Genomic DNA, 25,504 nt, shown 5'->3' with positions numbered 1-25,504 from the left:
CTTCGTTCGGCCCACAGCGGTCATTCCCAAGCATTGCGGATGCCGCAGCGCGGCTTCGCCGAAGCTGCCGTTCGTGCATGCCGGTCGGTTCAGCCGGGGATACGTTGCCAAGCACACTGGCGGGGGCACGAGTGCGGAAAACCTCTGGACAGGTTTCTTGAAATCGTCAGTCGGCCAGTGCAAATATTTCATTCTAAATAATTTTGCCGTGAATTGGAGCGAACTGTGACCGTTGGTGATCACGTCCATCTCGACCGAACTTTTTCACCCCTTCACGCGACGGACAAAGATGCGGAGGACCACGAGATCCAGTCTTTTGTCGAAGGGCGAGGGCCAATCGATTGGGCGGGCGTCGAGAACAGCCAGCGAGCGGTGATCCTCGCCGGAGCCGGGATCGGCAAAACGCATGAGATGAAGCGCCGTGCAGAAGAAAAACGCGAGGCTGGCGACGCGGCATTCTTTATTCGCATCGAGGATATTGACGAAGACTTCGAGCTCTCATTCGAGGTCGGGGATGAAGAGGCCTTTGAGGCTTGGCTGTCATCGTCTGACGAAGCGTGGTTCTATCTCGACTCCATCGACGAGGCCCGCCTCGACGACCCGCGCATGTTCGAGAAGGCGATCCGCCGCTTTGCCCGCAAAATAAAAGTTGCGCAGCATCGAGCGCAAATCGTGATATCCAGTCGCCCATACGCTTGGCGGAGCCACACCGATCGCGTGATGGTACAAAAGCACCTGCCCCATTCAAGGCAGCAGACCAAGGTCGTGGAGGCGGTCGACGTCGACGAGCTCATTGAGGAGGGGCTTGAGCAGGTCAAGGAGACACCGGAAGCGAAAGGCGGGTTGCGCGTCTACGTTCTAAATGACCTTACGGAAACCGATATCCGCGTCTTTGCTGAAGCGCGCGGCGTTGCCGATGCGGATGTGCTGGTCGAAAACATCCAGAGACGAAATCTCTTTGCGGTTGCGGCGCGGCCCTTCGATCTCGAAAGCATCATCGAGAAATGGAAACAGGACGGCGAACTCGGTAGCCGTTTTGATTTCCTGTGCTTCGGGATCGACAAGCGGCTTTCGGAGATCAATCCCGACCGGGATAGGCAACAGCCACTAAATCACGAAAAAGCTCGCGCAGGCGCGAGACATCTGGCTGCGGCGGTCATTCTCTCGGGCAAGTCCGGAATACGAGTACCGGACGAACGACCTCTCCGAGACGGCGTCGACGCCGCTGCGGTTCTCGGCGTCTGGCAACCTGATGAAGTCCACGCTCTCCTCGAGCGCGGAATATTCGACGATGTTATCTACGGCAAGGTTCGCTTTCGTCACCGCGAGGTACGAGAATTGTTGGCAGCGGAATGGTTGGCCGAGCTGCTGCGAACGGGAAATTCTCGGCGGTCAATTGAAAGCCTGATCTTCCGCGAGAAATACGGCCACACTTTCATCGCGCCGCGCCTGCGTTCAGTGCTGCCATGGCTGATCCTCCTCGATGAAAATATCCGCCGGAGGGCGGTTGCCCTCAGTCCCGAAATTATCGCGGAAGGCGGAGATCCCTCTCGACTTCCGCTGGAAGAGAGGCGGCAGCTCCTTCATGAAATCGTCGCCAGAATTGCCGACGACGTCGGCCCTCATTCGGCGAGCGACAATGACGCCATCGCGCGGATCGCCGAAGGCGACCTCTCTGATGATGTCCTGCGGTTGACGGATGAGCATCGTGATAACGACTCCGCACTGTTTTTCCTTGGAAGACTGGCTTGGCAGGGCAAAATGACGGCTTGCGTCAAACCGATGGCCTATATCGCCGTCGACGGCGGTAGAGGTCGCTACGCACGGATTGCGGCGCTAAGAGCCGTTGCGACGGCCGGAACGAGAGAAGATTTCGACGCTGTCTGGGACCAAATTGTCGCGGACGAGAATCCTGTGGATCGGCACCTCGCCGCGGAGATCACAAGCCACGCATCGCCCGATCGCGCCTCCATCAATCGACTCCTTGCGATGATCGAGCGGCTGACACCGTACGAGCGCTTTCAGACGACCGGGTTGTCCAGTGCCATTCATCGGTTTCTGGACGGTTTCGACCTCGAGCACTCTGACGACCAGCATGACCTGGCAAGGTTGATCGAGGCATTGAACGAGATCCTCTCACGGGGACCTCACCTTGATGGCGGAGGTGAACGTATTTCGCGAGAACAGAACTGGCTTCTCAGCGCGGCGGCTCATGGCGTCGAGCGACTTGTCGGCGCGCGATCTCCACACGCGCTCGATGAGAGCACTGTCGCCATCCTGCACAAGGTTGCCTCGGCTCTCTTCTGGCATGATGACGATCTAAGTGAACATGCCAAGCGCCTTCAGGAGGCGGTGCCAGACTGGCCCGATCTCAACGATGCCGTCTTCTGGTCCGCGATTTCTGCCGAACGGACACGACGCGAGGAGACCGGGGGGGCGCGCCTGACCGATCCGTTCCGGGCGTTGCATTATGATTATTGCCGGTACAGGGATGCCGATTTCGATCGCGTGCTGTCATTTGTCCTGAATCGCGAGCACGATGACGATAAGCTCGTTGCGGTCACGCTTGCCTTCCGCTTGGTCAAAGACTTTGAACTCCCAGACGAGGCCCTGGGTCGGCTGCGGAGCCTCGTCGAAGGCAACCCATCCTTGGCAGAACACCTTGAAAGCCTGGTAAACTGGAAGCCCACGAAACAGCAGCGGGCCATGGACGAGCGTTTTGCTAAGGCCCGGCAGAGACGTGAGAGAAAAAGTGCTGTAGCCGCTGAGCGTCGTCGTCGTTGGATTGAGGAACTCAAGGCCAACCCGAACCTCGTTCGACGCCCGAAAGACGTCGATCCCGGCCAAATGACGTACAATCAGTTGTATCTGATGGAATCTGCCCAGAATGCCGAAAGCAACCGGTGGCGAGGTGACAATTGGAGTAGCCTCACCGAGACATTCAGTGAAAACGTTGCCATAGAATACCGAGATGCCGCCATTGACCACTGGCGCCACTACAGCCCTGCGCTCGCCTCCGAAGGGCAAGATACAACCACAGTTCCGAGCAACCTTATCTTCGGTCTCGCGGGCCTTGAGATGGAAGCTGGCTTGGTCGCTGAGTTCCCGGCACAACTAAGTGACGAGGAGCTACGTCTCGCTATGCGCTATGTGCCATGGGAACTGAACGGGTTCCCGACCTGGCTGGAAAAAGCCTATCGTGATCGCCCTGAGATCGTTGCCGACGCGATGCTCCGGGAACTTGCTTGGGATCTCGAACGCCAGATTGCGCACCGGTCCTACGTGCTCCATAATATCGTGTACTACGCGCCGTGGCTGCACGCGGATATTGCGGAGTGGGTCATTGATTGGCTGGAGGCTAACAACGCACGCGACGCAGATGTGCTTCGCAAGGCGATCTTCATTGCCAACAGCACAGCTGATAGCACTCGGCTTACTGCTCTCGCGCGCGCAAAGTTGGAGGTGCGGTCTTCAGTCGCGGAGCACGCTAAATGGTTCGCGCTTTGGGTCGACATCGACGCTGACGAGGCAATCGCGCATATGGAAGGGTGGCTCGGTTCACTGCCCGCCGCAGAGGCCTCCACGGCAGCTCAGCATTTCATCACCGAGTTGCTTGGAAGTCGCCGCAGCGAAAACCTCGGGACGGGATTCGAAAGTCATCGGACACCGGCTCACCTCAAGCGACTATATGTGCTCATGCACCAACACATCACGGCAGAGACGGACATCAATCGGGCTGGACACGGCGTTTACTCGCCGGGCCTGCGCGACGACGCTCAGGATGCGCGCGACGGCATATTCAAAGCGCTCTGCGATATCCCCGGAAAGGAGACATACCTCGCCCTAAGGGAGTTAGCCGAGGACCATCCGAACGAGTCCTCTCGCGCCTGGATGCTCCATTTGGCGTCCGAACGTGCCGAGAAGGACGGCGACATCGAGGATTGGTCGGACGGCCAGTTGCGCGAGTTCGATACTGATCAGTTGATGACGCCAGCAACGAACGCTCAACTTTTTTCAATCGTCATTCAGCGGGTGACCGATATTCGGTCGTGGTTGGAAGACGGCGACGACAGTCCGAGCCGGACATGGCAGCGTGTGGAGGCCGAAACAGAGATGAGAAATCTCATAACCGGCCGCTTAAATGATCTGGCGAATGGTCGATACAGCTGCGCGCAGGAAAACGAGATGCCGAATGCGCAGCGACCCGACATCTGGATCCAGAGGCCGGGCCTCACATCAGTCCCAATCGAATTGAAGCTACTCGACAATGGTTGGTCAGGACCAGACCTATGCGAGCGTCTCCGGAACCAACTCGCGGGAGACTACCTCCGAGATGAAGGCGGAGGCCGCGGTGTCATGCTTCTGGTGTGGCAAGGACGCGCACCTGAACGCAGGTGGCAAGTTGAGGGTCGCTTAGTTGAACTCGAGGGACTCGAAGAAGCCTTACAAGAATACTGGCACTCGATCGCCCATGATTGGCCAGCCGTTGAAGAGGTCAAGATCGTTGTCATCGATCTCGTACGTCGTGGGCATAGATCGAATACCTGAACCACGCATTGGCCTGAGTTCTTCGGGAACGACCGCATTTTTGTCGCTGGGCTTGTGTGTTCGCACACGCAGCTAAGGTCCGCTCCCCGCCCAACGCGTCGATCCGGGTCGCGCAACATGGTGTCTAAGATGCAAGGCGTGCGCAGCAGCGTCCGGCATAGCAGTCACAGGAGGCACTCATCTTGGGTGTCGCGACACTTTTCCGGTAGCGATCTGAGCTCCGCTGTCCGGCGTTTGAGGGAAAGGCGAATCCGAAGGCTCTCATCGTGACCGACCATCACTATTAGCGGCGGGATCACTCCCAAGCACCTTTAATCACACGAAATCAGTGCGTTGACGAGAGATTAATGGCTGGGAGAGGCAATTCTTATGATCAAAAAGGCAGCTCTTTCTGCCTCTTTCCACGGGAAATCTGGTCGGAGCGAGAGGATTCGAACCTCCGACCCCCTGCTCCCGAAGCAGGTGCGCTACCAGGCTGCGCTACGCTCCGACCGTGGAGGGGCAGGTAAACCGGGGGCGGGGGAATTGCAAGCGCAATTCGTCTCCGGGGAAGCAGATTTAGCCGGGATCGGTCAGAGCGCAGTAAGCAGCGGCAAGCTTGACCTGCCCCGAAGCATCGGGGCCAGCGCGTAGACGTAGTCCAGTTCTCTAGGCACCCCTGCAGCACGGCCTCCTCAAACCGGCAACCCACCGCACCTCCCCATATTCCGAACTTGATTTTCGCCCCGAATTGCGACAATTTCGCGCAGCTCGCGTTTTCGCGAGCACACCACCGGCCGGCCGGGCCCCTCTGGCGGATGTGGCGGCACATCCGTGATGTCGGCGACCGAATTTTGACCAGCCGCCTGGACCTTTCAAAATGGGGAACGGAACCAATCCTTCCATCGGCAATGCAGGGACGCATTCGCTGATGCACTATTTCAAATGGGCTTTCATCGTCACGATTCTGGGCCTCGCGCTTGGCGCTGCCCTTGGCTGGCAGATGACCGGCACCGTGGGCGGCACGCTGACGATCTTCTTCATCTGCGTCGTGCTGGCCGTGCTTGAGATCTCGCTCAGCTTCGACAACGCCATCGTCAACGCCAACAAGCTCAAGGACATGACGCCGCTCTGGCAGCGCCGCTTCCTGACCTGGGGCATCCTGATCGCGGTCTTCGGCATGCGGATCGTCTTCCCGCTGCTGATCGTCGTCGTCGCCGCCAATGTCGGCCCCTGGACCGCCATGGTCATGGCCGCATCAGAGCCGGAACGCTACGCCGAGATCATGCATGACGCCCACCTGCCCATCGCGGCCTTCGGCGGCACCTTCCTGATGATGGTGGGCCTCTCGTTCTTCTTCAACAATGAGAAGGACATCCACTGGGTCCGCTGGGTCGAGGAAAAGGCCTCGCAATATTCCTCGGTCAAGGGAATCGAGATCGCCTTCGTCCTCTGCGTCATGCTGGTCTTCTCGAAGGTCATCGAAAGCAGGCTGGGCACTGCGCAGTCCAACATCTTCTTCCACTCGGCCATCTGGGGGCTGCTGACCTTCCTGCTGGTCGAGGTGCTGGGCGGCGTTCTGGACCGCAGCCAGCAGCTGATGGAAGGCGCGGCCAAGGGCGGCCTGGGGGCGTTCCTCTATCTTGAGGTGCTGGACGCCAGCTTCTCGTTCGACGGGGTGATCGGGGCTTTCGCGCTGACGCAGAACCTGTTCATCATCGCCATCGGCCTTGGCATCGGGGCGATGTATGTCCGCTCGATGACCATCATGCTGGTCGAGAAAGGCACGCTGACCCAGTACCGCTATCTGGAGCACGGGGCCTTCTACGCCATCCTGATCCTGTCGGTGATCATGTATGTGCAGACGCTGACGCATATCCCCGAGGTCATCACCGGCCTTGGCGGCGCGGGCCTGATCGGCATCTCGCTTTGGTCGTCGATCCGCTGGAACCGTCGCCATCCGGGCGAAAGCCCGACGCATCACTGACCCATTCGGGGGCCGCCGCGATCCGGCGGCCCTTTTTCGGCCCGGCGTCTGGACAATCCCGCGCCCGCGCACAAGACTTGGCCGCTCCCGATCAGATCGACGGATATGACCAAGACACCCGACCCCCGCGACGAATATCTGCAGACGCCCGATGGCCGCCTGTTCCTGCGCCTCTGGCCGATGCCGGGGGATCGCGCGCCGATCCTGCTGATGCATGACTCGCTGGGCTCGGTCGAGCTGTGGCGCAGCTTTCCCGCCCATCTGGCGCTCCGCACCGGGCGCAGCGTCATCGCCTATGACCGGCTGGGCTTTGGCCGCTCGGACCCGCGTGACGCCCTGCCCGGCCCCGATTTCGTGGCCGAGGAGGCGCGCGGCGCCGTCCCGCTGATCTGCCGGCATCTGGGGCTTACGCATTTCATCGCCTGCGGCCACAGCGTCGGCGGCGGCATGGCGGTCGAGATCGCCGCGCAGGAACCCGAACGCTGCATCGCGCTGATCACCATTGCCGCGCAGGCGGTCAATGAGCCAAAGACCAAGGCCGGGGTGCAGGAAGCCAAAGACACGTTCAGCGACCCCGAGGCTCTGGGCCGCCTGCATCGCTATCACGGCGAGAAATCCCGCTGGGTCGTCGATGCCTGGACCGAGAACTGGCTCTCCGAGGCCTTTGCCGACTGGACCCTGACCCAGACCATCGCCCGCGTCCCCTGCCCCACGCTGGCCCTGCATGGTGAGCTTGACGAATATGGCTCGGTCGAGAATGCGGCGCGGATCGCCCGTGCCCCACAGGGCCGCATGAAGATCCTGACCGGCGTCGGCCATGTCCCCCATCGCGACAATGAGGCGCTGCTGCTGGATGAGGTCGCGGCTTTCCTTGGCCTGCTTCCCGATGCCGGGGGCCAGCCGTGACCGGGCTGATCGCCGATGATGAGCCGCATCCGCTGGATTGCGTAAACCCCGACGGGGCCTCGCCCTTTCTGCTGGTCTGCGAACATGCCGGGCGGCTGATCCCGCGCAGCCTTGGCTCTCTGGGCCTGCCCACGTCCGAGCTGACCCGCCACATCGCATGGGACATCGGCGCAAGAGAGATCGCGGTGGCGCTGGCCGAAGCGCTGGACGCGCCGCTATACATGCAGCGATATTCGCGCCTTGTCTGCGACTGCAACCGGCGTCCGGACGTGCCGGGCTTTGCGCCGGATCTTAGCGAGCTGACCTCGATCCCCGGCAATGCGGGGCTGACGCCTGCCCAGCTTGAGGTGCGCAGGCAGGCCGTCTGGTCGCCGTTTCACGATGCGGTCTCGGCCGCGCTGGATGCGCGCCGGGAGGCAGGCAAACCCACTTTTCTGGTGACGATCCACAGCTTCACGCCGGTCTATAAAGGCGTGCCCCGCCCGTGGGAGGTTGGCGTCCTTTACAATCGTGACCGGCAATTCGCCCCGGCGGCGCTGGACTATCTGCGCCGCCACTCGGATCATACGGTGGGTGACAACCAGCCCTATGCCATGAGCGATGAGGGCGACTACACCATCCCCGTTCACGGCGAAAAGCGCGGCATTCCTTGCGTCGAGTTCGAGATCCGCAATGACCTGACCGCAGGCGCAGAGGCGATCCGGCACTGGTCAGAGCTGATCGCCCGCACCGTGCGCAGCGCCGCCGCCAGTGCTCAGGCCCCTGCCCCCTGAGGCAGCAACCACGGCCCCGCCTGCGGCACGACATTGACCCGCAGCGCGCAGCCATAGGCGGCAGTCAGGGTCTCATCGGTCAGGACGGTCTGCGGGCGTCCCTCGGCTAGGATCGCGCCCTGCTTCATCATGCACAGCCGGTCGGCAAACATCGCCGTCAGGTTCAAGTCATGCATGACCGCGATGACGCCGCCGCCGCGCCGCGCATAGTCGCGCGCCAGACGCATGATGGTCAGCTGGTGGCCGATATCCAGACTGCTGACCGGCTCATCCAGAAACAGCCAGCGCGGGCCATCGGGGCCGACCGGCTGCCAGACCTGGCAGAGGACGCGGGCCAGTTGCACGCGCTGCTGCTCACCCCCCGACAGCTCCTGATAAAGCCGCCCGGAAAAGCCGGGCAGGTCCACCAGCTGCAGCGCCTGACGGATCAGGTTGTCGTCGCGCTGGCCCTGCGCTTCCAGCCCGATGCGGACGATCTCGGCCACGGTGAAGGGGAAGGACAGGCTGCTGGCCTGCGGCAGCACGGCGCGCATCCGCGCCAGCGCCGCGATATCGGCGCGCGCGATGTCCACCCCGTTCAACCGAATGCGCCCGCGATAGCCGATATCGGCTGTCAGCGCGCGCAGCAGCGTGGTCTTGCCCGAGCCGTTCGGGCCGACGATGGCCGTCAGCTCTCCGGCGACGGCGCTGAAATCGACGCCATGCAGGATCTCTTTCCCGCTCAGGCTGATGCGGATGTCTTCGGCAATAACGCTCACAGGTCCAGCACTCCTCGGTTGCGCAGCAGCACCCACATGAAGAACGGTCCGCCGATGACGGCGGTGATGATGCCGATGGGGAGTTCGGCCGGGGCCACGACCGAGCGGCTGATCATATCGGCCAGCAGCAGCAGCGATGCGCCCAGCAGGCCCGAGTTCACCAGCAGCCAGCGATGATCCGGCCCCGAGACCAGCCGCAGCAGATGCGGCACGACGATGCCCACAAAGCCGATGCCGCCCGAGATCGCGACCGAGGCCCCGACCGCGCCCGCGACCGTCAGGATCGCCGCATTCTTGACACGCTGCACGCGGATGCCGACATGGGCCGCCGCAGCCTCGCCCAAGGCCAGCCCGTTCAGCCCGCGTGCAAGCCAGGGACCCGCCAGCAGCGCCAGCAGGATGACCGGCGCCGCCGCCGTCACCTTGGGCCAGCTTGCCCCACCCAGTGACCCGAGGCCCCAGAAGGTCAGGTCGCGCAGCTGCGCGTCATTGGCCTTGTAGATGATGATGCCCGTGACCGCGCCGATCATCGCCGCCAGCGCGATCCCCGCCAGCAGCATGGTCGCGACCGAGGTGCGCCCCCTGCGGGTGGCGATGCGGTAAAGCAGGATCGTGCAGAGCCAGCTTCCGACAAAGGCCGCGACCGGCGTCAGATACCAGCCGAAGACCGCCGCCATGGACGCGGGCAGCGCACCGCCCAGAACGATGGCCGCGACCGCGCCAAGCGAGGCACCCGCGCTGACGCCAACCAGCCCCGGATCGGCCAACGGATTACGAAACAGGCCCTGCATGATCGCGCCCGACATCGCCAGCGCCGCGCCCACCAGAATGCCCGTCACCAGCCGAGGCAGTCGGATCTGCAACATCACGATGCTGTCCTGCTGCGAGATCGGACGCCCCGACAGCAGGTCGCGCAGTACCCCCGACAGGCTGGTATCCGTCGCCCCCCAGCCCAGCGAGGCCAGCGAGACGGCGATCAGCAGCCCGACCAGCAGCACCGCCAGCCCGCGCGCCCGGGCCGAGCGGTCGCCCTCAATCCGCACCATCCGCCCGGTCGAGATGGCGACCATCACTCGGTCCCGTAGACAGCGTCATGCAGCGCAAGGGCGGCCTGCCCCGTCCGCGGACCGAAGCCCAGCAGGAACAGCCCGTCCATCTGGACAAAGGCACCGTTCTTGCCGGCAGGCGTCGCGGCGATCGCGGGCATCGCCAGCACTTGCTCGCGCAGCGCGGCATGGTCATCGGTGCCGTTGGCGGCCTTGTTGGCCTGCGGGGCGTTGCGGTCCATCATCAGGATCACGTCGGGATTGGCGGCCAGCACGGCCTCATCGGTGACGGTCTTGTAGCCCTCGAATTCATAGAAAGCGTTCTGCGCGCCCGCCAGATGGATGATCCCGTTCGCCGAGGTCTGCCGCCCCGAGGCCATGATCCGCCCACCCTGCAGCGACATGATGAACATGACCTTGCGCGGCTCGGTCACCGATTTCGCGCGGGTCTCGGCAGTGCTGAACTCCTGCGCGATCTTGTCGGCCAGCGCCTGTCCTTTTTCGGGCACGCCCAGAGCGGTGGCAACGGCGTCGATCTTGTCGCGGATGCCCGTATCGCTCCAATCCGAGGCGATGGATTCGTAAGCGATCCCGGCGTTCTTCAGCACCTCGACTGTCTCGGGTGGGCCTGCGCCGTCCTCGGCCAGAATGAGGTCGGGTTTGACCGACAGCACGCCCTCGGGCGAAAGCTGCCGGACATAGCCCACATCCGGCAGGGCCTGCGCCTCGGGCGGGAAGGAGGAGGTCATGTCGCGCCCGACCAGACGCCCCTCTTCGCCCAGAGCATAGACGATCTCGGTGATCGAGCCACCGAGGCTCAGCACACGGGTCGCGTCGGGATGCGGCTCGGCGGCCGCTGCCGGACCGGCCAGCAGGGCAACCGAAAGCAGAAGCCGTTTCATTCGGCGGCCTCGGCCAGAACCGGCAGGTCCGCGACCATCTGCGCCCAGGCGTCAGGATCGCCGCCCTTTTCGGCCCGCTGCGTGAAGGCCTGGAAGATCAGCGCCCCCTCGGCGTCGAAAGCCTCGACCGAGATCGCCGGACCGCGTTTGGTGGGCTTGTCGACGGCCCAGACCTCAGCCACGTGATCGCCGCGCAGATGCAGGTTGAAACGCGGGTCCATGACATTGATCCACGGCCCCATGGGATTCAGCGAATGGATCGGACCCGAGTGGATCTCGATACAGCCCTGATTGCCGACAAACAGCATCGTGCGCAGGCCATCGGCCAGCATCCGGTCGAACATGGCCTGAACGGCGCTGACATCCAGCGGCCGCACATGGGGCGCGCCTGCGATGCGGTAAGCGCCCAGTCGGTTCATCTTCAGCCGCCGCACCAGCGTGTTGAACTGATGCGTGTCGCTCATGCGCGCCCATTCCTCGCGCAGCGTATCGACCCGGTCCAGCGCGGATTTCGCGCCCTCGACCTCGGCCGCCGGTTCAAAGGCGATCTCATCGGACTGGTCGTCCAGCGCCAGATCGCGCTTGAGCGCCTCATAGGCCTCAAGGTTCGAATTCGCGCGCAGATGCACCTTGTGGATCGCGCTGCCGGTCGCATCGAACACCTGGATCGAGCGGGAAATGCCGTGATCGTTTTCCGTCTCGACCGAGAAGGCATGGCGGAAATAGCGCGGGAACATCCGCAGGTCGATCTCATCGGTCAGCGTCATCGCGGCATGGTCGCCGTCATGAAACTCGCCGTAAGTGCCGACCTTTTCGATCACGCAGGAGCGGTTGCGGGTCAGCGCCATCACCTCGCCCAGCGTCTCGACGGCGGGGATCAGGCGGCCCAGCGTCGCATCGATGCGCGTCGCGCCATGCCCGACCTCGGCCGCGACCAGCGCGCCTTCGGACACGCCCAGTTCGGCGGCCAGATCAAAGGCGCGCTGTTTGGATTCGCGCTTCAACCGGCGCAGCTCGGCGGGGGAATATTGTGGCATTTCGGGCTCTTTCGTGACGGTTCGATGCGTGTCTGGCGAAAGGCTGGTACGCGTTAGTTGACTATTTTACTTTGCCATTTTATCGAAATCAAGTGACGCGAGCGACCCGCCAGCCTGATCATTCTTTCACGCTGACTCAGGGTACATGCCATGAACCATGTCTCGAAAGCGGCGCTGCTGGCCAGCTGCTGCCTTCTTCCCATTCTTGCCTATGCGCAGGACGCCGCCCAGACCGAGGACCGCGCGCCCTATGTGCTGGACCGGATCGTCATCCGCGCCGGCATCCCGAAAGTGGCCTCCGAGGTGCCGCAATCCATCTCGGTCATCGACAGCCAGACGCTGGGCGACATCGCGCCCGGCCATATCGGTCAGGTGCTGGACACCGTGCCGGGCGTCGCGGGCGTGGGCTCGGGCAGTTTCTTCGGTCAGGCGTTCAACATTCGCGGTTTTGGGGCGGGGCTTGCTGCCTCGGAATCCGGCATCGTGCAGATGATCGACGGCGAAGAGAAATATTACGAATCCTACCGTCAGGGCTCGCTGTTCGTTGAGCCTGACTTCCTGAAGCGGGTCGAGGTGCTTCGGGGGCCGGGCGCCTCGACGCTTTATGGCTCGGGCGCGCTTGGCGGCGTCATCGCTATGGAGACGATCGACGCCGACGACCTGATTGCCGAGGGCAAGACCTGGGGCGGACGCGCCAAGCTGGGCTACGAATCGAACCCCGACACGGCCCTGGCCAGCATCGCTTTGGGCTGGCGCCCGACCGCCGATTTCGAGGGCGTCGCAGCCTTCGCATGGCGCAAACTGGGCGACACCAAGGATGCCGATGACAATGTCAGCGTGCGGTCAAACTCGGAAACGCCGAACCTGCTGCTGAAGGCCAAGAAGACCTTCGGCGACCAGTATATCGCCTTCAGCTATAACCATCTGGAGGCCAAGGGGGACGATCAGGACTTCAACCAGCTGGAAGGCGCGCAGGTCGGCCTGTTCCCCGGCTTCCCCGGCTGGGGCGTGGGCGACATCACCACCCGCGACCAGACCGCCAAGCTGACCTGGGGCTGGAACCCGGCGGACAATCGCTATGTCGATATGGAAGTGACGCTGTCCTACACCAACACGATGAAGCGCATCGAGCAGGGCAGCAACCCTGCCGAGCCGATCATGTCCTCGATGCTGGGGGAACGTGATTATCGTCTGTGGAAGCTGAAGGCGCAGAACGTCGCGGATCTGTCGGGCGACGGCTATACCCATCACCTGACGGTCGGCACGGAATATCTGCGGCAGGAGCGCACCTCCAGCGTGCCCTCATCCTCGCACCCCGAGGCCTGGACCCGCTCGGCCGCGGCCTTCGCCTGGTCGGAGGTCAGCTGGGACCGCCTGACGATCAACTCGGGCCTGCGCTATGAAAAGCAGCGGACCGAGCCGAAATCCTCGGTCACCTATTCCGATGACCGCGTCTCGTCCGAGTCAATCGAGCCGCAGATCTCGGCGATCTACAAGCTGAACGATGATTGGGCGGTCTTTGGCTCGGTGGCTTTCGTGAACCGGATGCCCACCGTGGATGAGCTTTACGACGGCTTCATGGGCGGCGCGCCCGCGATCAATCTGAAGGATGAAAAGGGCAAGAACATCGAGCTGGGCTTCTCTTACCGCTCGAACGATGTCTTTACCTCGGATGATGAGGCGGCGCTGAAGCTGACGGCATTCCGCAACCATATTGACGACATGATCATCCGCACCAATGGCATGGCGCCGACCCCGGCCTATACCAACATCGACCGCGCTTATCTGAAGGGCTTCGAGCTGGAGGCGAGCTATGCCACCGGCGGGTTGCTGCTGGGGGCTGCGGTTTCGGTCGTCGATGGCGAGGATCAGGATGGCGAGGTGCTGGACAGCCTGCCCAACGACCGCCTGTCACTGTCTGCGGCATGGCAGGCGAATGACGCATGGCGCGTGGGCGCGCGCAGCACGCTGGCTGCGGGTCGCGACAAGCCGGATGGCACGCGTCGCGGTGGCTACGGCGTCCATGACATCTTCGCCACCTGGACCCCGCAGCAGGACGCGCTAGAAGGCGTGGCCGTGCATCTGGGCGTCGATAACGTCACCAACCGCGACTATACGCCCGCCACCTGGCTGACCGGCCCCGCTCCGGGGCGGAACTTCAAGCTTTCGGTGTCGCGCGCGTTCTGACGCCTGAAAAAAATTAAAGCCGCCGCTCTCTTATAGGGAGGAGAGAGAGCGGCGGCTTGACCGGCGGCTATAGGGAGGAGGCCGCCAGCTTATTCAACTCCGGTCAAAGCCGGATGGTGGCCATATCGCGCGGCGAAATGCCCAGTTGGCGCAGCGTGGCGTCCGAGGGCATCTGGTGCCGCCGGACCGCAGCCGCAGCATGCGAGGCCGCCGAAAAGTCGGCAACCAATTCACGGAGGACACTGACGAAGCGGGACATTGTTCTAGGCCTTTATGCTGGTTGTTACCCCCAACAGATGGTCCTCGCCCCGCCCTTTCGCAATGCCGTCCGGCGCATATCTGACCCCATGCGACCGCATGTCGCAGACCCAAAAGTCTAAGGTCGTTTCGGGTCGGAAATGGCAGGACCCGCAAGCGCGCGGGTCCTGCCGTGACAGTCTCAGTCCTCGTCCCCTGCCAGTTGCGACAGCACCTGGCCCTTGCCACGGGCGCGCAGGATGACCGGTACGATCAGCGCCAGCGCAGCCGCCGTCAGCAGGCCGATGCTGAGGTAGGAATGGAAGAGCACCGTCCAGTCCCCCTGCGAGATCGACAGCGCGCGGCGCAGGTGGATCTCGGCCAGCGGGCCCAGGATCAGGCCGACGACAATCGGGGCAATCGGATAGCCAAACAGGCGCATCACATAGCCCAGAATGCCAAAGCCCAGCAGCATCCCCAGCTCGAAGGTCGAGGGGTTGGCGCCGATGGTGCCCAGCGTCGCAAACAGCAGGATGCCCGCGTAAAGCCAGGGCTTCGGAATGGTCAGCAGCCGCACCCACAGCCCGATCAGCGGCAGGTTCAGCACCAGCAGCATGAAGTTCGCGATCAGAAGCGAGGCGATCAGGCTCCAGACCAACCCCGGGTTGGTGGCAAAGAGCAGCGGCCCCGGTTGCAGACCGAACTGCATGAAGCCTGCCAGCATGATCGCCGCCGTAGCCGAGGTCGGCAGGCCCAGCGTCAGAAGCGGCACCAGCGTTCCCGCCGCCGAGGCGTTGTTGGCGGCCTCGGGTCCGGCGACGCCCTCAATCGCGCCATGGCCGAATTCTTCAGGGTGCTTCGACAGCTTCTTTTCGGCGGAATAGCTGAGGAAGGTGCCGATCTCGGCCCCGCCTGCGGGCATTGCGCCGATGGGAAAGCCGATCAGCGTCCCGCGCAGCCAGGGTTTCCACGACCGCGCCCAATCCTGCCGCGTCATCCAGACCGAGCCTTTGACGGCCTCGACCTTTTCCTCGGCCTTGTTGCGGGTTCCGGCGACGGCCAACGCCTCGCCCAGGGCGAACATCGCGACGGCCAGCGTGGTGACCTCGATCCCGTCCAGCAGTTCGGCCTGACCGAAGGCCAGACGCGTCTGCCCGGTCAGCTGGTCGATGCCGATGCAGCCAAGCGCCAGCCCCAGAAACAGCGAGGTCAGGCCCCGAAGCGTCGAATCCCCGAAGGCGGCCGAGACGGTGACGAAGGCCAGCATCATCAGCGCGAAATACTCGGGCGAGCCGAAGGCCAACGCCTTCTTGACGATGAAGGGCGCAAAGAAGGCCAGCAGCAAGGTCGCGATCAACCCGGCGATGAATGAGCCGATGGCGGCGGTCGCAAGCGCCGGACCACCCCTGCCCTTCCGGGCCATCTTGTTGCCCTCAAGCGCGGTGATGATCGACGCACTTTCTCCGGGCGTATTCAGCAGGATCGAGGTGGTCGATCCCCCGTACATACCGCCGTAATAGATGCCCGCGAACATGATCAGCGATCCGGCGGGGTCCATGCGGAAGGTGACCGGAAGCAGCAGCGCCACGGTCAGCGCCGGGCCGATGCCCGGCAGCACGCCCACTGCCGTGCCCAGCGTGACGCCGATCAGCGCGTAAAGCAGCAGCATCGGGTCTGCGGCCGTCACAAGGCCATTCATCAGAAGATCGAATGCACCCATGTCTCAGGCCCCCTTGACGAACAGATGTTCCAGCGGCCCGGCTGGCAGATGCAGCATCAGATACTGCGTGAAGATGAACCAGACCACGAATGAGATCGCGATCCCCACCGGGACCGTCAGCGCCAGATTGCGCTTGCCGAAGGCCCGCGCGGTCAGCGCGAACATGATCCCCGTGGCAATCGAGAACCCGGCGTAATTCAGCAGCATCATCTGCAGCGCGAGCCCGGCGATGATCCAGAAGACCGGGCCGAGGTCCTGTTTCGGCCGCTCCGGGAAGTCGCCGCGAAAGGCCTCGAACGCGGTCCAGATGGCCAGCAGGATGATGCCGCCACCGATCACCCGCGGCGCGCTTGCCGGGCCGATGCCGGAATAGCCGCCCAGATCGGCCAGGCGTGCGCTGTCCCACAGCATCACGCCTCCGATCACCGCCAGACCGGCTGCGATGACCATCGCCGCCACATCCGGGCGGCGATGGTTCTGTTCGGAATGATCCGTCATTTCACCAGGCCAATGTCCTTGAGGACGGTCGCCGTGGCGGCGGTGTCGGCCTCAAGCTGCTTGTCGAACTCATCGCCCGCCAGATAGGTGTCCATCCAGCCCTTGGTTTTCAGCTGCTCCTGCCAGTTGGCTGATTTCACCATCTTTTCAACGTCGGCGGTGACCTTGGCCTTCTGTTCGGGCGAAAGGTTCGGGCCTGCCGCGACCATGCGCCAGTTCTGCAGCTCGACATCGACGCCCGCTTCCTTCAGCGTCGGCGCATCGACGCCCTCGATCCGCTCGGGCGAGGACACGGCCAGCAGGCGCAGCGTGCCCGCCTGAACCTGCGCCTCGAATTCACCCAAGGACGAGATCCCGGCGGTCACCTGATTGCCCAGGATCGCGGCCAGCGCCTCGCCGCCGCCCGAATAGGCGATGTAGTTGATCTTGGTCGGGTCGACGCCCGCCGCCTTGGCGATCAGGCCCACGGCGATATGGTCGGTGCCCCCGGCCGAGCCGCCCGCCCAGCTGACCGCGCCCGGATCGGCTTTCAGCTTCTCGACCAGCTCACCCATGTTCTGGATCGGCGAGGCGGCCGGGACGACGATGGCCTCATATTCGCCGGTCAGGCGTGCGATCGGCGTCACGTCCTTCAGCGATACGGGCGAGTTGTTGGTCAGGATCGCGCCCACCATCACATAGCCGCCGACGATCAGCGCATCATCCTTGCCCGAATTCTGGGCGGCGAATTGCGCCAGTCCGATGGTGCCACCGGCGCCGGGGACGTTCTGGACCTGCGTGCCGGGGCTGATGCCCTCTTCCTGCAGCACGGTCTGCATGGTGCGTGCGGTCTGGTCCCAGCCGCCGCCGGGGTTGGCAGGCGCAATGATCGTATAGGCCGAGGCGGGCAGCGCCATGGCACCTGCAAGCAGGCCTGCCAGAACGAAATTCTTCATGGTTCCTCCTGTCGGACCGGGCCGGTTCTGCCCTGGTCTCTGTCTTCGGTTCTTTTTGCGATGGCCCGCCACCTCTCCCAGGGTGACAGGCGGATGGGCGCGGCGCAGGCCGCTCCCTGAAGGAAGTGTGAACACAGAAAGCTGTCATCGACCTGACATGCGGCGCAGAATTTCGGAAAATTGCACCCTAGGCGTGTAGGGGCGCTATTCCCCCGCCAGCGTCCGGTTCCAGCGGTCGATCAGCCGCTTGCGCGTGGCCTGATCCAGATAGGCCAGCAGCCCCGGGCTGACCGGCACGGGCTTCAGACGCAGCCCGCTGAGATCCTGCATCCCGCCCACGGGCCCCGGCCCACCCTGCACCTCAAGCCCGACGGCGGGCAGCCGCAGCGTCTCGGACAGAAGCGTCTGGCCTTCGTTCGACATCAGATAGTCTAGAAACTCGGCCCCCAGATCGGGCGAGGCCGCCTTTTCCGGCACCACCGCCACGCGTGAGACGACGACAGTGAAATCCTTCGGCAGGATCAGCCCGATGTCGGGATTGCGCCGCGCCGCCTCGGCCGCATAGGAGCCCAGCAGGTTATAGCCAAGCGCCAGCCGCCCGTCGCCGATCCGGTCCAGCAGATCGCCCGAGGTCGGGAATTGCTGGACCCCGGCCCGGCCCATGGCCGCGATGATCTGCCAGATCTTGGGAAACAGCTCCTGATCGCGGGCAAGGAACAGATAGCCCACGCCCGAGCGCGAAATGTCATAGGTCCCGATACGGCCTTTGGCCTGCGGGTCGGTCGCCAGCCAGTCCATCAGCTCGGCCCGGGTCGCGGGCGGCGTCCGGCCCCGGAAGCTGGGGATGTGATAGGCAAAGACCGCCGGTTCATAGGTCAGCGCATAGGCCGTGTCGCGCCAGTTCGCCCATTGCGGCCAGTTCTCGGTCTCGGCGGTCACGACAGGCCGCGCCAGCCCGTCATTGGCCAGCTTGACCTGCAGATCCATGGCCGAAGAGAAGGTGAAATCCGCCGTCACCCCGCCTTCGCGGCTTTCGCGCGCAACTCGGTCATGCAGCTCTCCGGTCAGCAGATCCTCATAAAGCACGGCAGTGCCGGGATGACGGGCCTGATAGGCGTGGATCAGCGGGGCCGCCAGATCGGTGTCCAGCGTCGAATAGACGACCAGCTCCCGCGCTTGCCCCTCGGGCGCGGGAAAGCGCGTGACCGGCCCATCCTCGGCAAGGGCCGGGGCTGCAAGGAAACCTGCCAGAAAAAGAAGCACGGGGATCGCACGCATCGGCGCAGATTGCCTGACGTCCCTTGTGTTCACAAGTCCGGCCTCTGTGGTTAGAATCGCCGGAAAAAGGGGGATGGATTGCGGATCCTGCTGGTCGAGGACAACCTGCCGCTGGCCGAAGGGCTGACGACGCTTTTGCGTCAGTCGGGCTATGCGGTCGATATCGTCCATGACGGTGCCTCGGCCGAGGCGCTGGCGGCTGCCGAAAGCTTCGATCTGGTCATTCTGGACCTGAACCTGCCGCAGATGGACGGGCTCGACGTGCTGCGCGCCATGCGCGCGCGCCGCAACACCGCCGCCGTGCTGATCCTGACCGCACGCGGCGCGCCCGAAGATCGGGTGAAGGGGCTGGATCTGGGCGCGGATGATTACCTCATCAAGCCCTTCGACATTGGCGAATTCGAGGCGCGGGTCCGGTCGCTGCTGCGCCGTCAGGCGGGGCTGAAAGCCTCGACCCTCAGCTTCGGCGGGCTGGAGCTGGACCTGAATTCGCGCAGTTTCGCGGCGGGCGGCCAGCCGCTGGAACTGCCCGCGCGGGAACGCGGGCTGCTGGAGATCCTCATAATGCGGGCGGGCAAGGTCGTCACCCGCGACGCCATCGTGCAATCCTTGACCTCGCTTGAGGATGATCTGTCGCCGAACGCCATCGAGCAATATATCAGCCGCCTGCGCAAACGCCTTGCCCCCTTCGATCTGACGGTCCGGACGGCGCGCGGCATCGGCTATTTCCTCGACCGGGCGGAAAGATGAGCCTCAGACCCCGCTCGCTCCGCAGCACGCTCTTGACCTGGCTTCTGGTGGCGACGGCGATCATGGGGGCCGTCGCGCTGATCGACACCTGGCGCGAGGCGGTGCGCACCGCCAACGATCTGGCCGACCGGGTGCTGGCAGGCTCGGCGCTGGTCATTGCCGAGCGTGCGGCGCTGGCCGAGGACGGTTCGCTGATCATCGAGATCCCCTATGGCGCGCTGGAAATGCTCAGCTCCGCCGCGCAGGACCGCGTCTTTTACCGCGTCGACGGCCCGCCCGATCATCTGGTCACCGGCTATGCCGATCTGCCGACCGCCCGCGCCCTGCCGGGTGGCGCGCCCGCCTTTGCCGATGGCCTCTTCGAGGGCGTGCCGGTGCGGGTCGCGACCCTGGTGCGTGCCGCCTCGACCGGGATTGATGAGCTTCCCTTCGTCGTGACCGTGGCCGAGACCACGCAGGCCCGGCAAGAGCTGACCCGCAAGATCCTGCTGCATTCGGCGCTGCGGCTGGCGGGCATGATCCTTGGCGCGGCGCTGATCGTCTGGTTTGCGGTCACCATCTCGCTGCGTCCGCTTTACCGGCTGAGCGATGAAATCTCGGCCCGCAGCTTCGACGACCTGCGCCCGATCGAGACGCCCGTGCCTTCGGAGGTGCGCGGCCTTGTCGGCACGGTGAACCTGTTCATGCGCCGCCTGCAATCGGCAGCGGGGGGCCTGCGGAACTTCAGCGGCAATGCCGGGCATCAGCTGCGCACGCCCTTGGCGGTCCTGCGCACGCAACTGGCGCTGGCAAGCCGCGCGGGCTCGCTGGATGAGGCACGGCAGGCCGCCGCAAAGGGTGACGCCGCCGTCGCGCAGGCAGAGCAGGTGCTGACCCAGCTTCTGCTGCTGGCGCGCGTCGATGCCGCGACCGGCAGCGGCCCCAAGACCGGCAGGCTGGACCTGACGGAACTGGCCCGCGACCTGACCGCGCAAATGATCCCCGGCGCGCATGAGGCAGGCGTCGATCTGGGCTTTGAGGGTATCCCGCCGCTCTGGGTGCAGGCCGAGCCCCTGCTGCTGGGCGAGGCGCTGCGCAACCTCGTCTCGAACGCGATCCTGCATGCGGGTTCGGGGGCCGAGGTCACGGTGCGCACCCGCGCCAGTGCCACCAGCGTCATGCTGGAGGTCGAGGACAACGGCCCCGGCATTCCCACGCCTTTGCGCGCGCAAGCGACCAGCCGGTTCACGCGCGGCGATGCCTCGGCCCCCGGCAGCGGCTTCGGGCTGGGTCTGGCCATCGTGCAAGAAATCGCGACGCTTTTCGGCGGCCAGCTTGAGCTTCTGGAGGGCGCGGAAGGGCGTGGCCTGCTGGCCCGGATCGCCCTTCCCGCAAGTTCCGCGACGGCACCGCCCGGCTGAGCCTCTTCCCAAGCTGTTGATCAGGGCGCGCAGAAAGTTGACACTGACAGCGTGGTGTAACAATTTCCGACGGTAATGTGCATCTTTCCGCCGATGCGGAAACTGCCAGATGAACGTAAAGGTGCTTGGACCGGATGACGACACATGACGGGGAGTTTGGCCATGGCGGGGACCACCACATAACCGAGGAAAGCCCGCCCCGGCCAACGTCTGACGTCAGCCCGGCCCCGCAATCGCGATTCGTCTTCCGCCAGCCCCTGATCACCGATATTTCGGCCGCGCGCTGGCTGCTGCTGGGGCTGCTGGCCGCCTGGATCTATTTCTTCCACGGCTTCCTCGTGCCCTTCCTGGCCGCCAGCGTCATCGCGCTGGCCAGCTGGCCGCTGCGCCGCCGGGTCTATGACCAGCTGGGCCAGAAGCGCACCGCGACCGCCGGGCTTCTGGTGCTGGTGCTGATCATGTTCCTGATCGTGCCCATCGGCTTTGCCTTCTTCTATGCGTTCGAGGAGCTGCGCCTGTGGATCAACTGGGCGATCACGGTGAACAGCACCGGGGCCGAGCCGCCCAGCTGGATGATCTCGGTCCCGCAGATCGGCGACTGGCTGGTCGAGCAATGGGACCTTTATATCGGCAAGCCCGGCGCGATCAGCGAGATCGTGCAGCTGGTCAGCGGCTCGAACATCGGGGCGATCTATCGCGGGGCGATCACGGCGGGGGCCCTGGCCTTCCATCTGGCGCTGACGCTGCTGTTCACGCTGATTACGCTCTTCGTACTTTATCGCGACGGCGACCGGCTGGCGGCGCAGATCAACCGCGTCGGCCAGCGCATCCTGCCCACCCGGTGGGAGCGGCTGTCGCATGTCGTCCCGGCCACGATCAGCTCGACCGTGACGGGGATGACGCTGATCGCCATTGGCGAGGGGGTCATTCTGGGCACGGCCTATTGGATCGCGGGCGCACCCTCGCCCGTCACTTTCGGCGTCATCACCGGCTTCATGGCGCTGATCCCGGGCGGCGCGCCTTTGTCCTTCACGCTGATGTCGATCTATCTGGCGGCCAGCGGCACGCCCTTCGCGGGGCTGGGGCTGTTCCTCTGGGGCTCGATCGAGCTTTTCATCGTCGACAAGACCATCCGCCCGGTGCTGGTCGGTGGCCCGGTCAAGCTGCCCTTCCTTCCGACCTTCTTCGGCCTGATCGGGGGCGTAAAGACCATGGGCATTCTGGGCCTTTTCGTGGGCCCGGTGCTGATGGCCCTGCTGGTCACCATCTGGCGCGAATGGCAGCGTGAGATCGTCAATGAAGAAACCAGCCAGCCCGCCGACTGGACAAGCTCGGACGGCTAGAACGCCATCCCGCAAATGAAAACGCCGGTGCGATCTGCACCGGCGTTTTGCATTTCAACTGCCCGAAGGCTTACAGGTTGATGCGCAGCTTCTGCGCGATCACGCCCACGATCCCGCTGCGGAAGGCCAGCACGCAGATCACGAAGATGACGCCCTGAATGACCGTCACCCAGCTGCCCTGGCTGGCCAGATAGTTCTGCAGCGAGACGATGATCCCCGCCCCGACAATCGGCCCGAAGATCGTGCCCATGCCGCCGATCAGCGTCATCAGCACCACCTCGCCCGACATGTTCCAGGCGACATCGGTCAGCGAGGCCAGCTGGAAGACGATGGCTTTCGTGCCCCCCGCAAGACCCGCGATGCCCGCCGACAGGACGAACAGCAGCAGCTTGTAGCGGTTCACCTGATATCCCAGCGAGATGGCGCGCGGCTCATTCTCGCGGATGGCGCGCATGACGCGACCGAAGGGTGAATTCATCACGCGATAGACCAGCAGGAACCCGGCCATGAAGATCACCGCCACGACGAAATAGAGGGTCAGGTCGTTCGACAGGCTCAGCACGCCGAACAGATGGCCGCGCGGGACCGCCTGAATGCCGTCCTCGCCCCCGGTGAACGGGGCCTGCAGCGCGAAGAAATAGACCATCTGCGCGAAGGCCAGCGTCACCATGGCGAAATAAATGCCCTGCCTGCGGATCGACAGCGCGCCGATCAGCAGCCCCAGAAAGGCCGAGGCCAGCGTGCCCGCCAGAATGGCAAGCTCGGGCGTCAGGCCCCAGACCTTGGCGGCATGCGCGGTGACATAGGCCGAGCCGCCGAAGAAGGCCGCATGGCCGAAGGACAGGAGCCCCGAATAGCCGATCAGCAGGTTGAAAGCGACGGCGAACAGCGCAAAGCACAGCACCTTCATCGCAAAGACCGGATAGACCAGATAGGGCAGCGCAACCAGCAGCACCGCCAGCCCGACGAACAGCAGCATATAGTGGCGACGGTCTTCGCTGTTCTGGACGGCCGGGGTGGCGGGGGTGTCGTCTGTGGGATTACCGCTCATCTCAGGCTCTCTTTCCGAACAGGCCGTTAGGCTTCACAAGAAGGACGATCGCCATGATGACGAAGATCATGGTCGAGGCCGCCTCGGGATAGAACACCTTGGTCAGCCCCTCGATCAGCCCAAGCGCGAAGCCGGTGATGATCGCCCCCAAGATCGAGCCCATGCCGCCGATCACCACGACCGCGAAGACCACGATGATCAGGTTCGAGCCCATACCCGGGCTGACCGCATAGATGGGCGCGGCCAGCACGCCCGCGAAAGCCGCCAGCGCCACGCCGCCGCCATAGGTCAGGGTGATGATCAGGGGCACGTTGACGCCGAAGGCCTGCACCAGCTCGGGGTTCTCAGTCGCGGCCCGCAGGTACGAGCCGAGCCGGGTCTTCTCGATCAAAAGCCAGGTCGCCAGGCAGACGATCAGCGCGGCCACGATCACCCAGGCGCGATAGATGGGCAGGAACATGAAGCCCAGGTTCACCGTCCCGGTCAGCGAGGCAGGCACGCCGTAGGACTGGCCCGAGACGCCGAATTCATTGCGAAACAACCCCTCAAGGATCAGCGCCAGGCCGAATGTCAGCAAGAGGCCATACAGATGGTCCAGCTTGTAAAGCCGCGACAGGAACAATCGCTCGATCACGATGCCGAAGGCGCCAACCACGATGGGCGCAATGAACAGCGCCGGCCAATAGCCGATGCCCAGATGATTGAGCAGCATCCAGGCGACGAAGGCCCCCACCATGTATTGCGCGCCATGGGCGAAGTTGATGATGTTCAACATGCCGAAGATGACCGCCAGCCCAAGGCTGAGCACGGCATAGAAGGCACCATTGATCAGGCCCAGCAAAAGCTGGCCAAACAGCGCCGCCGGTGGAATGCCAAGAAGTTCAAACATGGGATAGGTTCCGCTTGAGGCGGGTCAGGGCAAGCCATGCCGCCCTGACCCGGTGTTGCGATCTTACTTGACGAGCGAGCAGCCGCCCTGATCCAGCGGACGCCAGGCATCCGCCGCCGGGATGACCGACACCTGCTCGTAATAGTCCCACGGACCTTTCGAATCCGCCGGGGCCTTCACCTTGAACAGGTACATGTCATGCGTGGCGCGACCGTCGACGCGAACCTCGCCCTTGCCGAACAGCGGGTCGTCGGTCGGCGTTTCCTTCATCTTGGCCATGACGGCCTCGGTCTCCTTGCTGCCTGCGGCCTCGACGGCCTTCAGGTAATGCAGGGTCGAGGCATAGACGCCCGCGTGAACGCTGGTCGGCATGTCGCCGCCGTGACGCTCGGCGAAGCGCTTGGACCATTCGCGGGTGCCATCGTTCTGATCCCAGTAGAAGGCGTCGGTCAGCATCAGCCCCTGCGCGGCCTCAAGGCCAAGCGCGTGAACTTCGGTGATGAAGACCAGCAGGCCCGCCAGCGTCTGGCCGCCCTGGGTGATGCCGAATTCGGAGGCCTGCTTCACGGTGTTGATCATGTCGCCACCGGCGTTCGCCAGACCGATGACCTGCGCGCCCGAGCTTTGCGCCTGCAGCAGATAGGACGAGAAGTCCTGCCCCGGGAACGGGTGCTTGACCTGGCCCTTGATCTCGCCGCCCGCAGCGGTCACGGCGGCACTTGCGTCCTTCTCCAGCGCGTGGCCGAAGGCATAGTCGGCGGTGATGAAGAACCAGGACTTCTGGCCTTCCTTGACCAGCGCCGTGGGCGTGCCATTGCCAAGCGCCCAGGTGTCATAGGTCCAGTGCACGGTGTTGGGCGAGCATTTCGAGCCGGTCAGATCCGACGTCCCGCCACCCGAGATCATGACGATCTTGTTCTTTTCCTTGACGATTTCCGCCACGGCCAGCGCCGCGGACGAGGTCGGCACGTCCAGGATCAGGTCCACTCCGTCCGAGTCGATCCACTGGCGCGCGATGTTCGATGCGATGTCGGGCTTGTTCTGGTGGTCCGCCGAAACGATCTCGACCGTCATGCCCTTGTCGGCCGCGCCGAAATCCTCGACCGCCATCTGCGCTGCGATCACCGAGCCCTCGCCCGAAAGGTCCGCATAGACGCCCGAGCGATCGTTCAGCACGCCCAGTTTCAGCGCGATCGGGTCCTGCGCCCAGGCGGCCCCGCTGACCAGCGCCAGGATCGAGGTCATCACCACCGTCTTGGTAAGCTTCATTGCAACATTCC

Annotated in this window: 20 protein-coding genes and 1 tRNA gene; 8 read left to right on the top strand and 13 right to left on the bottom strand. The window is 64.0% G+C overall.

The features are described from left to right. Positions 1–225: 225 nt before the first annotated feature. Complete coding sequence (locus IQ24_RS08495; protein WP_145397477.1) at positions 226–4,548, top strand: NACHT domain-containing protein; 4,323 nt, start codon at positions 226–228, stop codon at positions 4,546–4,548. 413 nt (positions 4,549–4,961) lie between these two features. On the opposite strand, the gene IQ24_RS08490 is transcribed toward IQ24_RS08495, so the two are convergent. Further along, a tRNA-Pro gene (locus tag IQ24_RS08490) sits at positions 4,962–5,038 on the bottom strand. Positions 5,039–5,458: 420 nt separating this feature from the next. On the opposite strand from IQ24_RS08490, the gene IQ24_RS08485 reads away from it, so the two are divergent. The 3 genes from IQ24_RS08485 to IQ24_RS08475 all read left to right on the top strand — a co-directional run bounded on the left by IQ24_RS08485 (position 5,459) and on the right by IQ24_RS08475 (position 8,193). Next, positions 5,459–6,514 carry a DUF475 domain-containing protein gene (locus IQ24_RS08485; protein ID WP_242008013.1) on the top strand — a complete coding sequence of 352 codons (1,056 nt, stop codon included), beginning with the start codon at positions 5,459–5,461 and terminating at the stop codon, positions 6,512–6,514. A 105-nt stretch (positions 6,515–6,619) separates the two neighbouring features. After that, positions 6,620–7,420 carry an alpha/beta fold hydrolase gene (locus tag IQ24_RS08480; protein ID WP_145397473.1) on the top strand — a complete coding sequence of 267 codons (801 nt, stop codon included), beginning with the start codon at positions 6,620–6,622 and terminating at the stop codon, positions 7,418–7,420. Then, the gene (locus tag IQ24_RS08475) at positions 7,417–8,193 is read left to right on the top strand and encodes an N-formylglutamate amidohydrolase (protein WP_145397471.1); all 777 of its coding nucleotides are present in this window, start codon (positions 7,417–7,419) and stop codon (positions 8,191–8,193) included. The genes IQ24_RS08480 and IQ24_RS08475 overlap by 4 nt, the downstream gene beginning before the upstream one ends. Here the strand turns inward: IQ24_RS08475 and IQ24_RS08470 are convergent. Genes IQ24_RS08470 through IQ24_RS08455 form a run of 4 tightly spaced genes read right to left on the bottom strand, consistent with a single transcriptional unit; the run spans position 8,175 to position 11,936 of the window. Further along, on the bottom strand, positions 8,175–8,951 hold the full coding sequence (locus tag IQ24_RS08470) for a heme ABC transporter ATP-binding protein (protein WP_145397469.1): 777 nt from the start codon (positions 8,949–8,951) through the stop codon (positions 8,175–8,177). The genes IQ24_RS08475 and IQ24_RS08470 overlap by 19 nt on opposite strands. Beyond that, positions 8,948–10,021: a FecCD family ABC transporter permease gene (locus IQ24_RS08465; RefSeq protein WP_145397467.1), complete on the bottom strand. Its 1,074-nt coding sequence runs from the start codon at positions 10,019–10,021 to the stop codon at positions 8,948–8,950. Before IQ24_RS08465 ends, IQ24_RS08470 begins: the two co-directional genes overlap by 4 nt. After that, positions 10,021–10,899: a heme/hemin ABC transporter substrate-binding protein gene (locus tag IQ24_RS08460; protein WP_145397466.1), complete on the bottom strand. Its 879-nt coding sequence runs from the start codon at positions 10,897–10,899 to the stop codon at positions 10,021–10,023. The genes IQ24_RS08465 and IQ24_RS08460 overlap by 1 nt, the downstream gene beginning before the upstream one ends. Beyond that, positions 10,896–11,936, bottom strand: a complete 1,041-nt coding sequence (locus IQ24_RS08455) for a hemin-degrading factor (protein ID WP_145397464.1) — start codon at positions 11,934–11,936, stop codon at positions 10,896–10,898. Before IQ24_RS08455 ends, IQ24_RS08460 begins: the two co-directional genes overlap by 4 nt. 150 nt (positions 11,937–12,086) lie before the next feature. Between IQ24_RS08455 and IQ24_RS08450 the strand changes: the two genes are divergently transcribed. Continuing rightward, entirely contained in the window at positions 12,087–14,123 is a 2,037-nt protein-coding gene (locus IQ24_RS08450) for a TonB-dependent receptor domain-containing protein (RefSeq protein ID WP_145397462.1), read from the top strand. 103 nt (positions 14,124–14,226) lie between these two features. Here IQ24_RS08450 and IQ24_RS20225 read toward each other — a convergent pair whose 3' ends face one another. From IQ24_RS20225 to IQ24_RS08430, 5 genes are all read right to left on the bottom strand, one after another. After that, positions 14,227–14,382 (bottom strand): hypothetical protein, encoded by a 156-nt coding sequence (locus IQ24_RS20225; RefSeq protein WP_199756522.1) that lies wholly within the window; start codon positions 14,380–14,382, stop codon positions 14,227–14,229. A 180-nt stretch (positions 14,383–14,562) separates the two neighbouring features. Further along, positions 14,563–16,080 (bottom strand): tripartite tricarboxylate transporter permease, encoded by a 1,518-nt coding sequence (locus IQ24_RS08445; RefSeq protein ID WP_145397460.1) that lies wholly within the window; start codon positions 16,078–16,080, stop codon positions 14,563–14,565. Positions 16,081–16,083: 3 nt separating this feature from the next. Beyond that, positions 16,084–16,578 carry a tripartite tricarboxylate transporter TctB family protein gene (locus tag IQ24_RS08440; protein WP_145397458.1) on the bottom strand — a complete coding sequence of 165 codons (495 nt, stop codon included), beginning with the start codon at positions 16,576–16,578 and terminating at the stop codon, positions 16,084–16,086. Then, positions 16,575–17,513: a Bug family tripartite tricarboxylate transporter substrate binding protein gene (locus IQ24_RS08435; protein ID WP_145397456.1), complete on the bottom strand. Its 939-nt coding sequence runs from the start codon at positions 17,511–17,513 to the stop codon at positions 16,575–16,577. Before IQ24_RS08435 ends, IQ24_RS08440 begins: the two co-directional genes overlap by 4 nt. A 204-nt stretch (positions 17,514–17,717) precedes the next feature. Then, the gene (locus IQ24_RS08430; protein WP_145397455.1) at positions 17,718–18,791 is read right to left on the bottom strand and encodes an ABC transporter substrate-binding protein; all 1,074 of its coding nucleotides are present in this window, start codon (positions 18,789–18,791) and stop codon (positions 17,718–17,720) included. Positions 18,792–18,869: 78 nt separating this feature from the next. On the opposite strand from IQ24_RS08430, the gene IQ24_RS08425 reads away from it, so the two are divergent. From IQ24_RS08425 to IQ24_RS08415, 3 genes are all read left to right on the top strand, one after another. Continuing rightward, the gene (locus IQ24_RS08425) at positions 18,870–19,541 is read left to right on the top strand and encodes a response regulator (protein WP_145397452.1); all 672 of its coding nucleotides are present in this window, start codon (positions 18,870–18,872) and stop codon (positions 19,539–19,541) included. Continuing rightward, entirely contained in the window at positions 19,538–20,941 is a 1,404-nt protein-coding gene (locus IQ24_RS08420; protein ID WP_145397449.1) for a sensor histidine kinase, read from the top strand. Before IQ24_RS08425 ends, IQ24_RS08420 begins: the two co-directional genes overlap by 4 nt. 134 nt (positions 20,942–21,075) lie before the next feature. Beyond that, complete coding sequence (locus IQ24_RS08415) at positions 21,076–22,284, top strand: AI-2E family transporter (RefSeq protein ID WP_145397447.1); 1,209 nt, start codon at positions 21,076–21,078, stop codon at positions 22,282–22,284. A gap of 70 nt (positions 22,285–22,354) precedes the next feature. Here IQ24_RS08415 and IQ24_RS08410 read toward each other — a convergent pair whose 3' ends face one another. The 3 genes from IQ24_RS08410 to IQ24_RS08400 all read right to left on the bottom strand — a co-directional run bounded on the left by IQ24_RS08410 (position 22,355) and on the right by IQ24_RS08400 (position 25,493). Continuing rightward, positions 22,355–23,335 carry a branched-chain amino acid ABC transporter permease gene (locus tag IQ24_RS08410; protein WP_145397444.1) on the bottom strand — a complete coding sequence of 327 codons (981 nt, stop codon included), beginning with the start codon at positions 23,333–23,335 and terminating at the stop codon, positions 22,355–22,357. A 1-nt stretch (position 23,336) separates the two neighbouring features. Beyond that, positions 23,337–24,224, bottom strand: coding sequence for a branched-chain amino acid ABC transporter permease (locus IQ24_RS08405; protein ID WP_145397442.1), 888 nt, complete (start codon positions 24,222–24,224; stop codon positions 23,337–23,339). Between the two features lie 63 nt (positions 24,225–24,287). Beyond that, positions 24,288–25,493 carry an ABC transporter substrate-binding protein gene (locus IQ24_RS08400; protein WP_145397438.1) on the bottom strand — a complete coding sequence of 402 codons (1,206 nt, stop codon included), beginning with the start codon at positions 25,491–25,493 and terminating at the stop codon, positions 24,288–24,290. Between the last annotated feature and the right edge of the window lie 11 nt (positions 25,494–25,504).

The organism is Paracoccus sulfuroxidans, from assembly GCF_007830335.1.
GTDB lineage: Bacteria > Pseudomonadota > Alphaproteobacteria > Rhodobacterales > Rhodobacteraceae > Paracoccus > Paracoccus sulfuroxidans.
This window is presented reverse-complemented; position numbering and strand designations above follow the sequence as displayed.

What these genes read in the sequence shown, in the direction of transcription:
- IQ24_RS08435 (WP_145397456.1), bottom strand. Translation starts at nt 17,513, where the DNA reads ATGAAGAATTTCGTTCTGGCAGGCCTGCTTGCAGGTGCCATGGCGCTG.
- IQ24_RS08445 (WP_145397460.1), bottom strand. Translation starts at nt 16,080, where the DNA reads ATGGGTGCATTCGATCTTCTGATGAATGGCCTTGTGACGGCCGCAGAC.
- IQ24_RS08460 (WP_145397466.1), bottom strand. Translation starts at nt 10,899, where the DNA reads ATGAAACGGCTTCTGCTTTCGGTTGCCCTGCTGGCCGGTCCGGCAGCG.
- IQ24_RS20225 (WP_199756522.1), bottom strand. Translation starts at nt 14,382, where the DNA reads ATGTCCCGCTTCGTCAGTGTCCTCCGTGAATTGGTTGCCGACTTTTCG.
- IQ24_RS08410 (WP_145397444.1), bottom strand. Translation starts at nt 23,335, where the DNA reads ATGAGCGGTAATCCCACAGACGACACCCCCGCCACCCCGGCCGTCCAG.
- IQ24_RS08455 (WP_145397464.1), bottom strand. Translation starts at nt 11,936, where the DNA reads ATGCCACAATATTCCCCCGCCGAGCTGCGCCGGTTGAAGCGCGAATCC.
- IQ24_RS08485 (WP_242008013.1), top strand. Translation starts at nt 5,459, where the DNA reads ATGCACTATTTCAAATGGGCTTTCATCGTCACGATTCTGGGCCTCGCG.
- IQ24_RS08405 (WP_145397442.1), bottom strand. Translation starts at nt 24,224, where the DNA reads ATGTTTGAACTTCTTGGCATTCCACCGGCGGCGCTGTTTGGCCAGCTT.
- IQ24_RS08400 (WP_145397438.1), bottom strand. Translation starts at nt 25,493, where the DNA reads ATGAAGCTTACCAAGACGGTGGTGATGACCTCGATCCTGGCGCTGGTC.
- IQ24_RS08430 (WP_145397455.1), bottom strand. Translation starts at nt 18,791, where the DNA reads ATGCGTGCGATCCCCGTGCTTCTTTTTCTGGCAGGTTTCCTTGCAGCC.
- IQ24_RS08450 (WP_145397462.1), top strand. Translation starts at nt 12,087, where the DNA reads ATGAACCATGTCTCGAAAGCGGCGCTGCTGGCCAGCTGCTGCCTTCTT.
- IQ24_RS08420 (WP_145397449.1), top strand. Translation starts at nt 19,538, where the DNA reads ATGAGCCTCAGACCCCGCTCGCTCCGCAGCACGCTCTTGACCTGGCTT.
- IQ24_RS08415 (WP_145397447.1), top strand. Translation starts at nt 21,076, where the DNA reads ATGACGACACATGACGGGGAGTTTGGCCATGGCGGGGACCACCACATA.
- IQ24_RS08465 (WP_145397467.1), bottom strand. Translation starts at nt 10,021, where the DNA reads ATGGTCGCCATCTCGACCGGGCGGATGGTGCGGATTGAGGGCGACCGC.
- IQ24_RS08480 (WP_145397473.1), top strand. Translation starts at nt 6,620, where the DNA reads ATGACCAAGACACCCGACCCCCGCGACGAATATCTGCAGACGCCCGAT.
- IQ24_RS08440 (WP_145397458.1), bottom strand. Translation starts at nt 16,578, where the DNA reads ATGACGGATCATTCCGAACAGAACCATCGCCGCCCGGATGTGGCGGCG.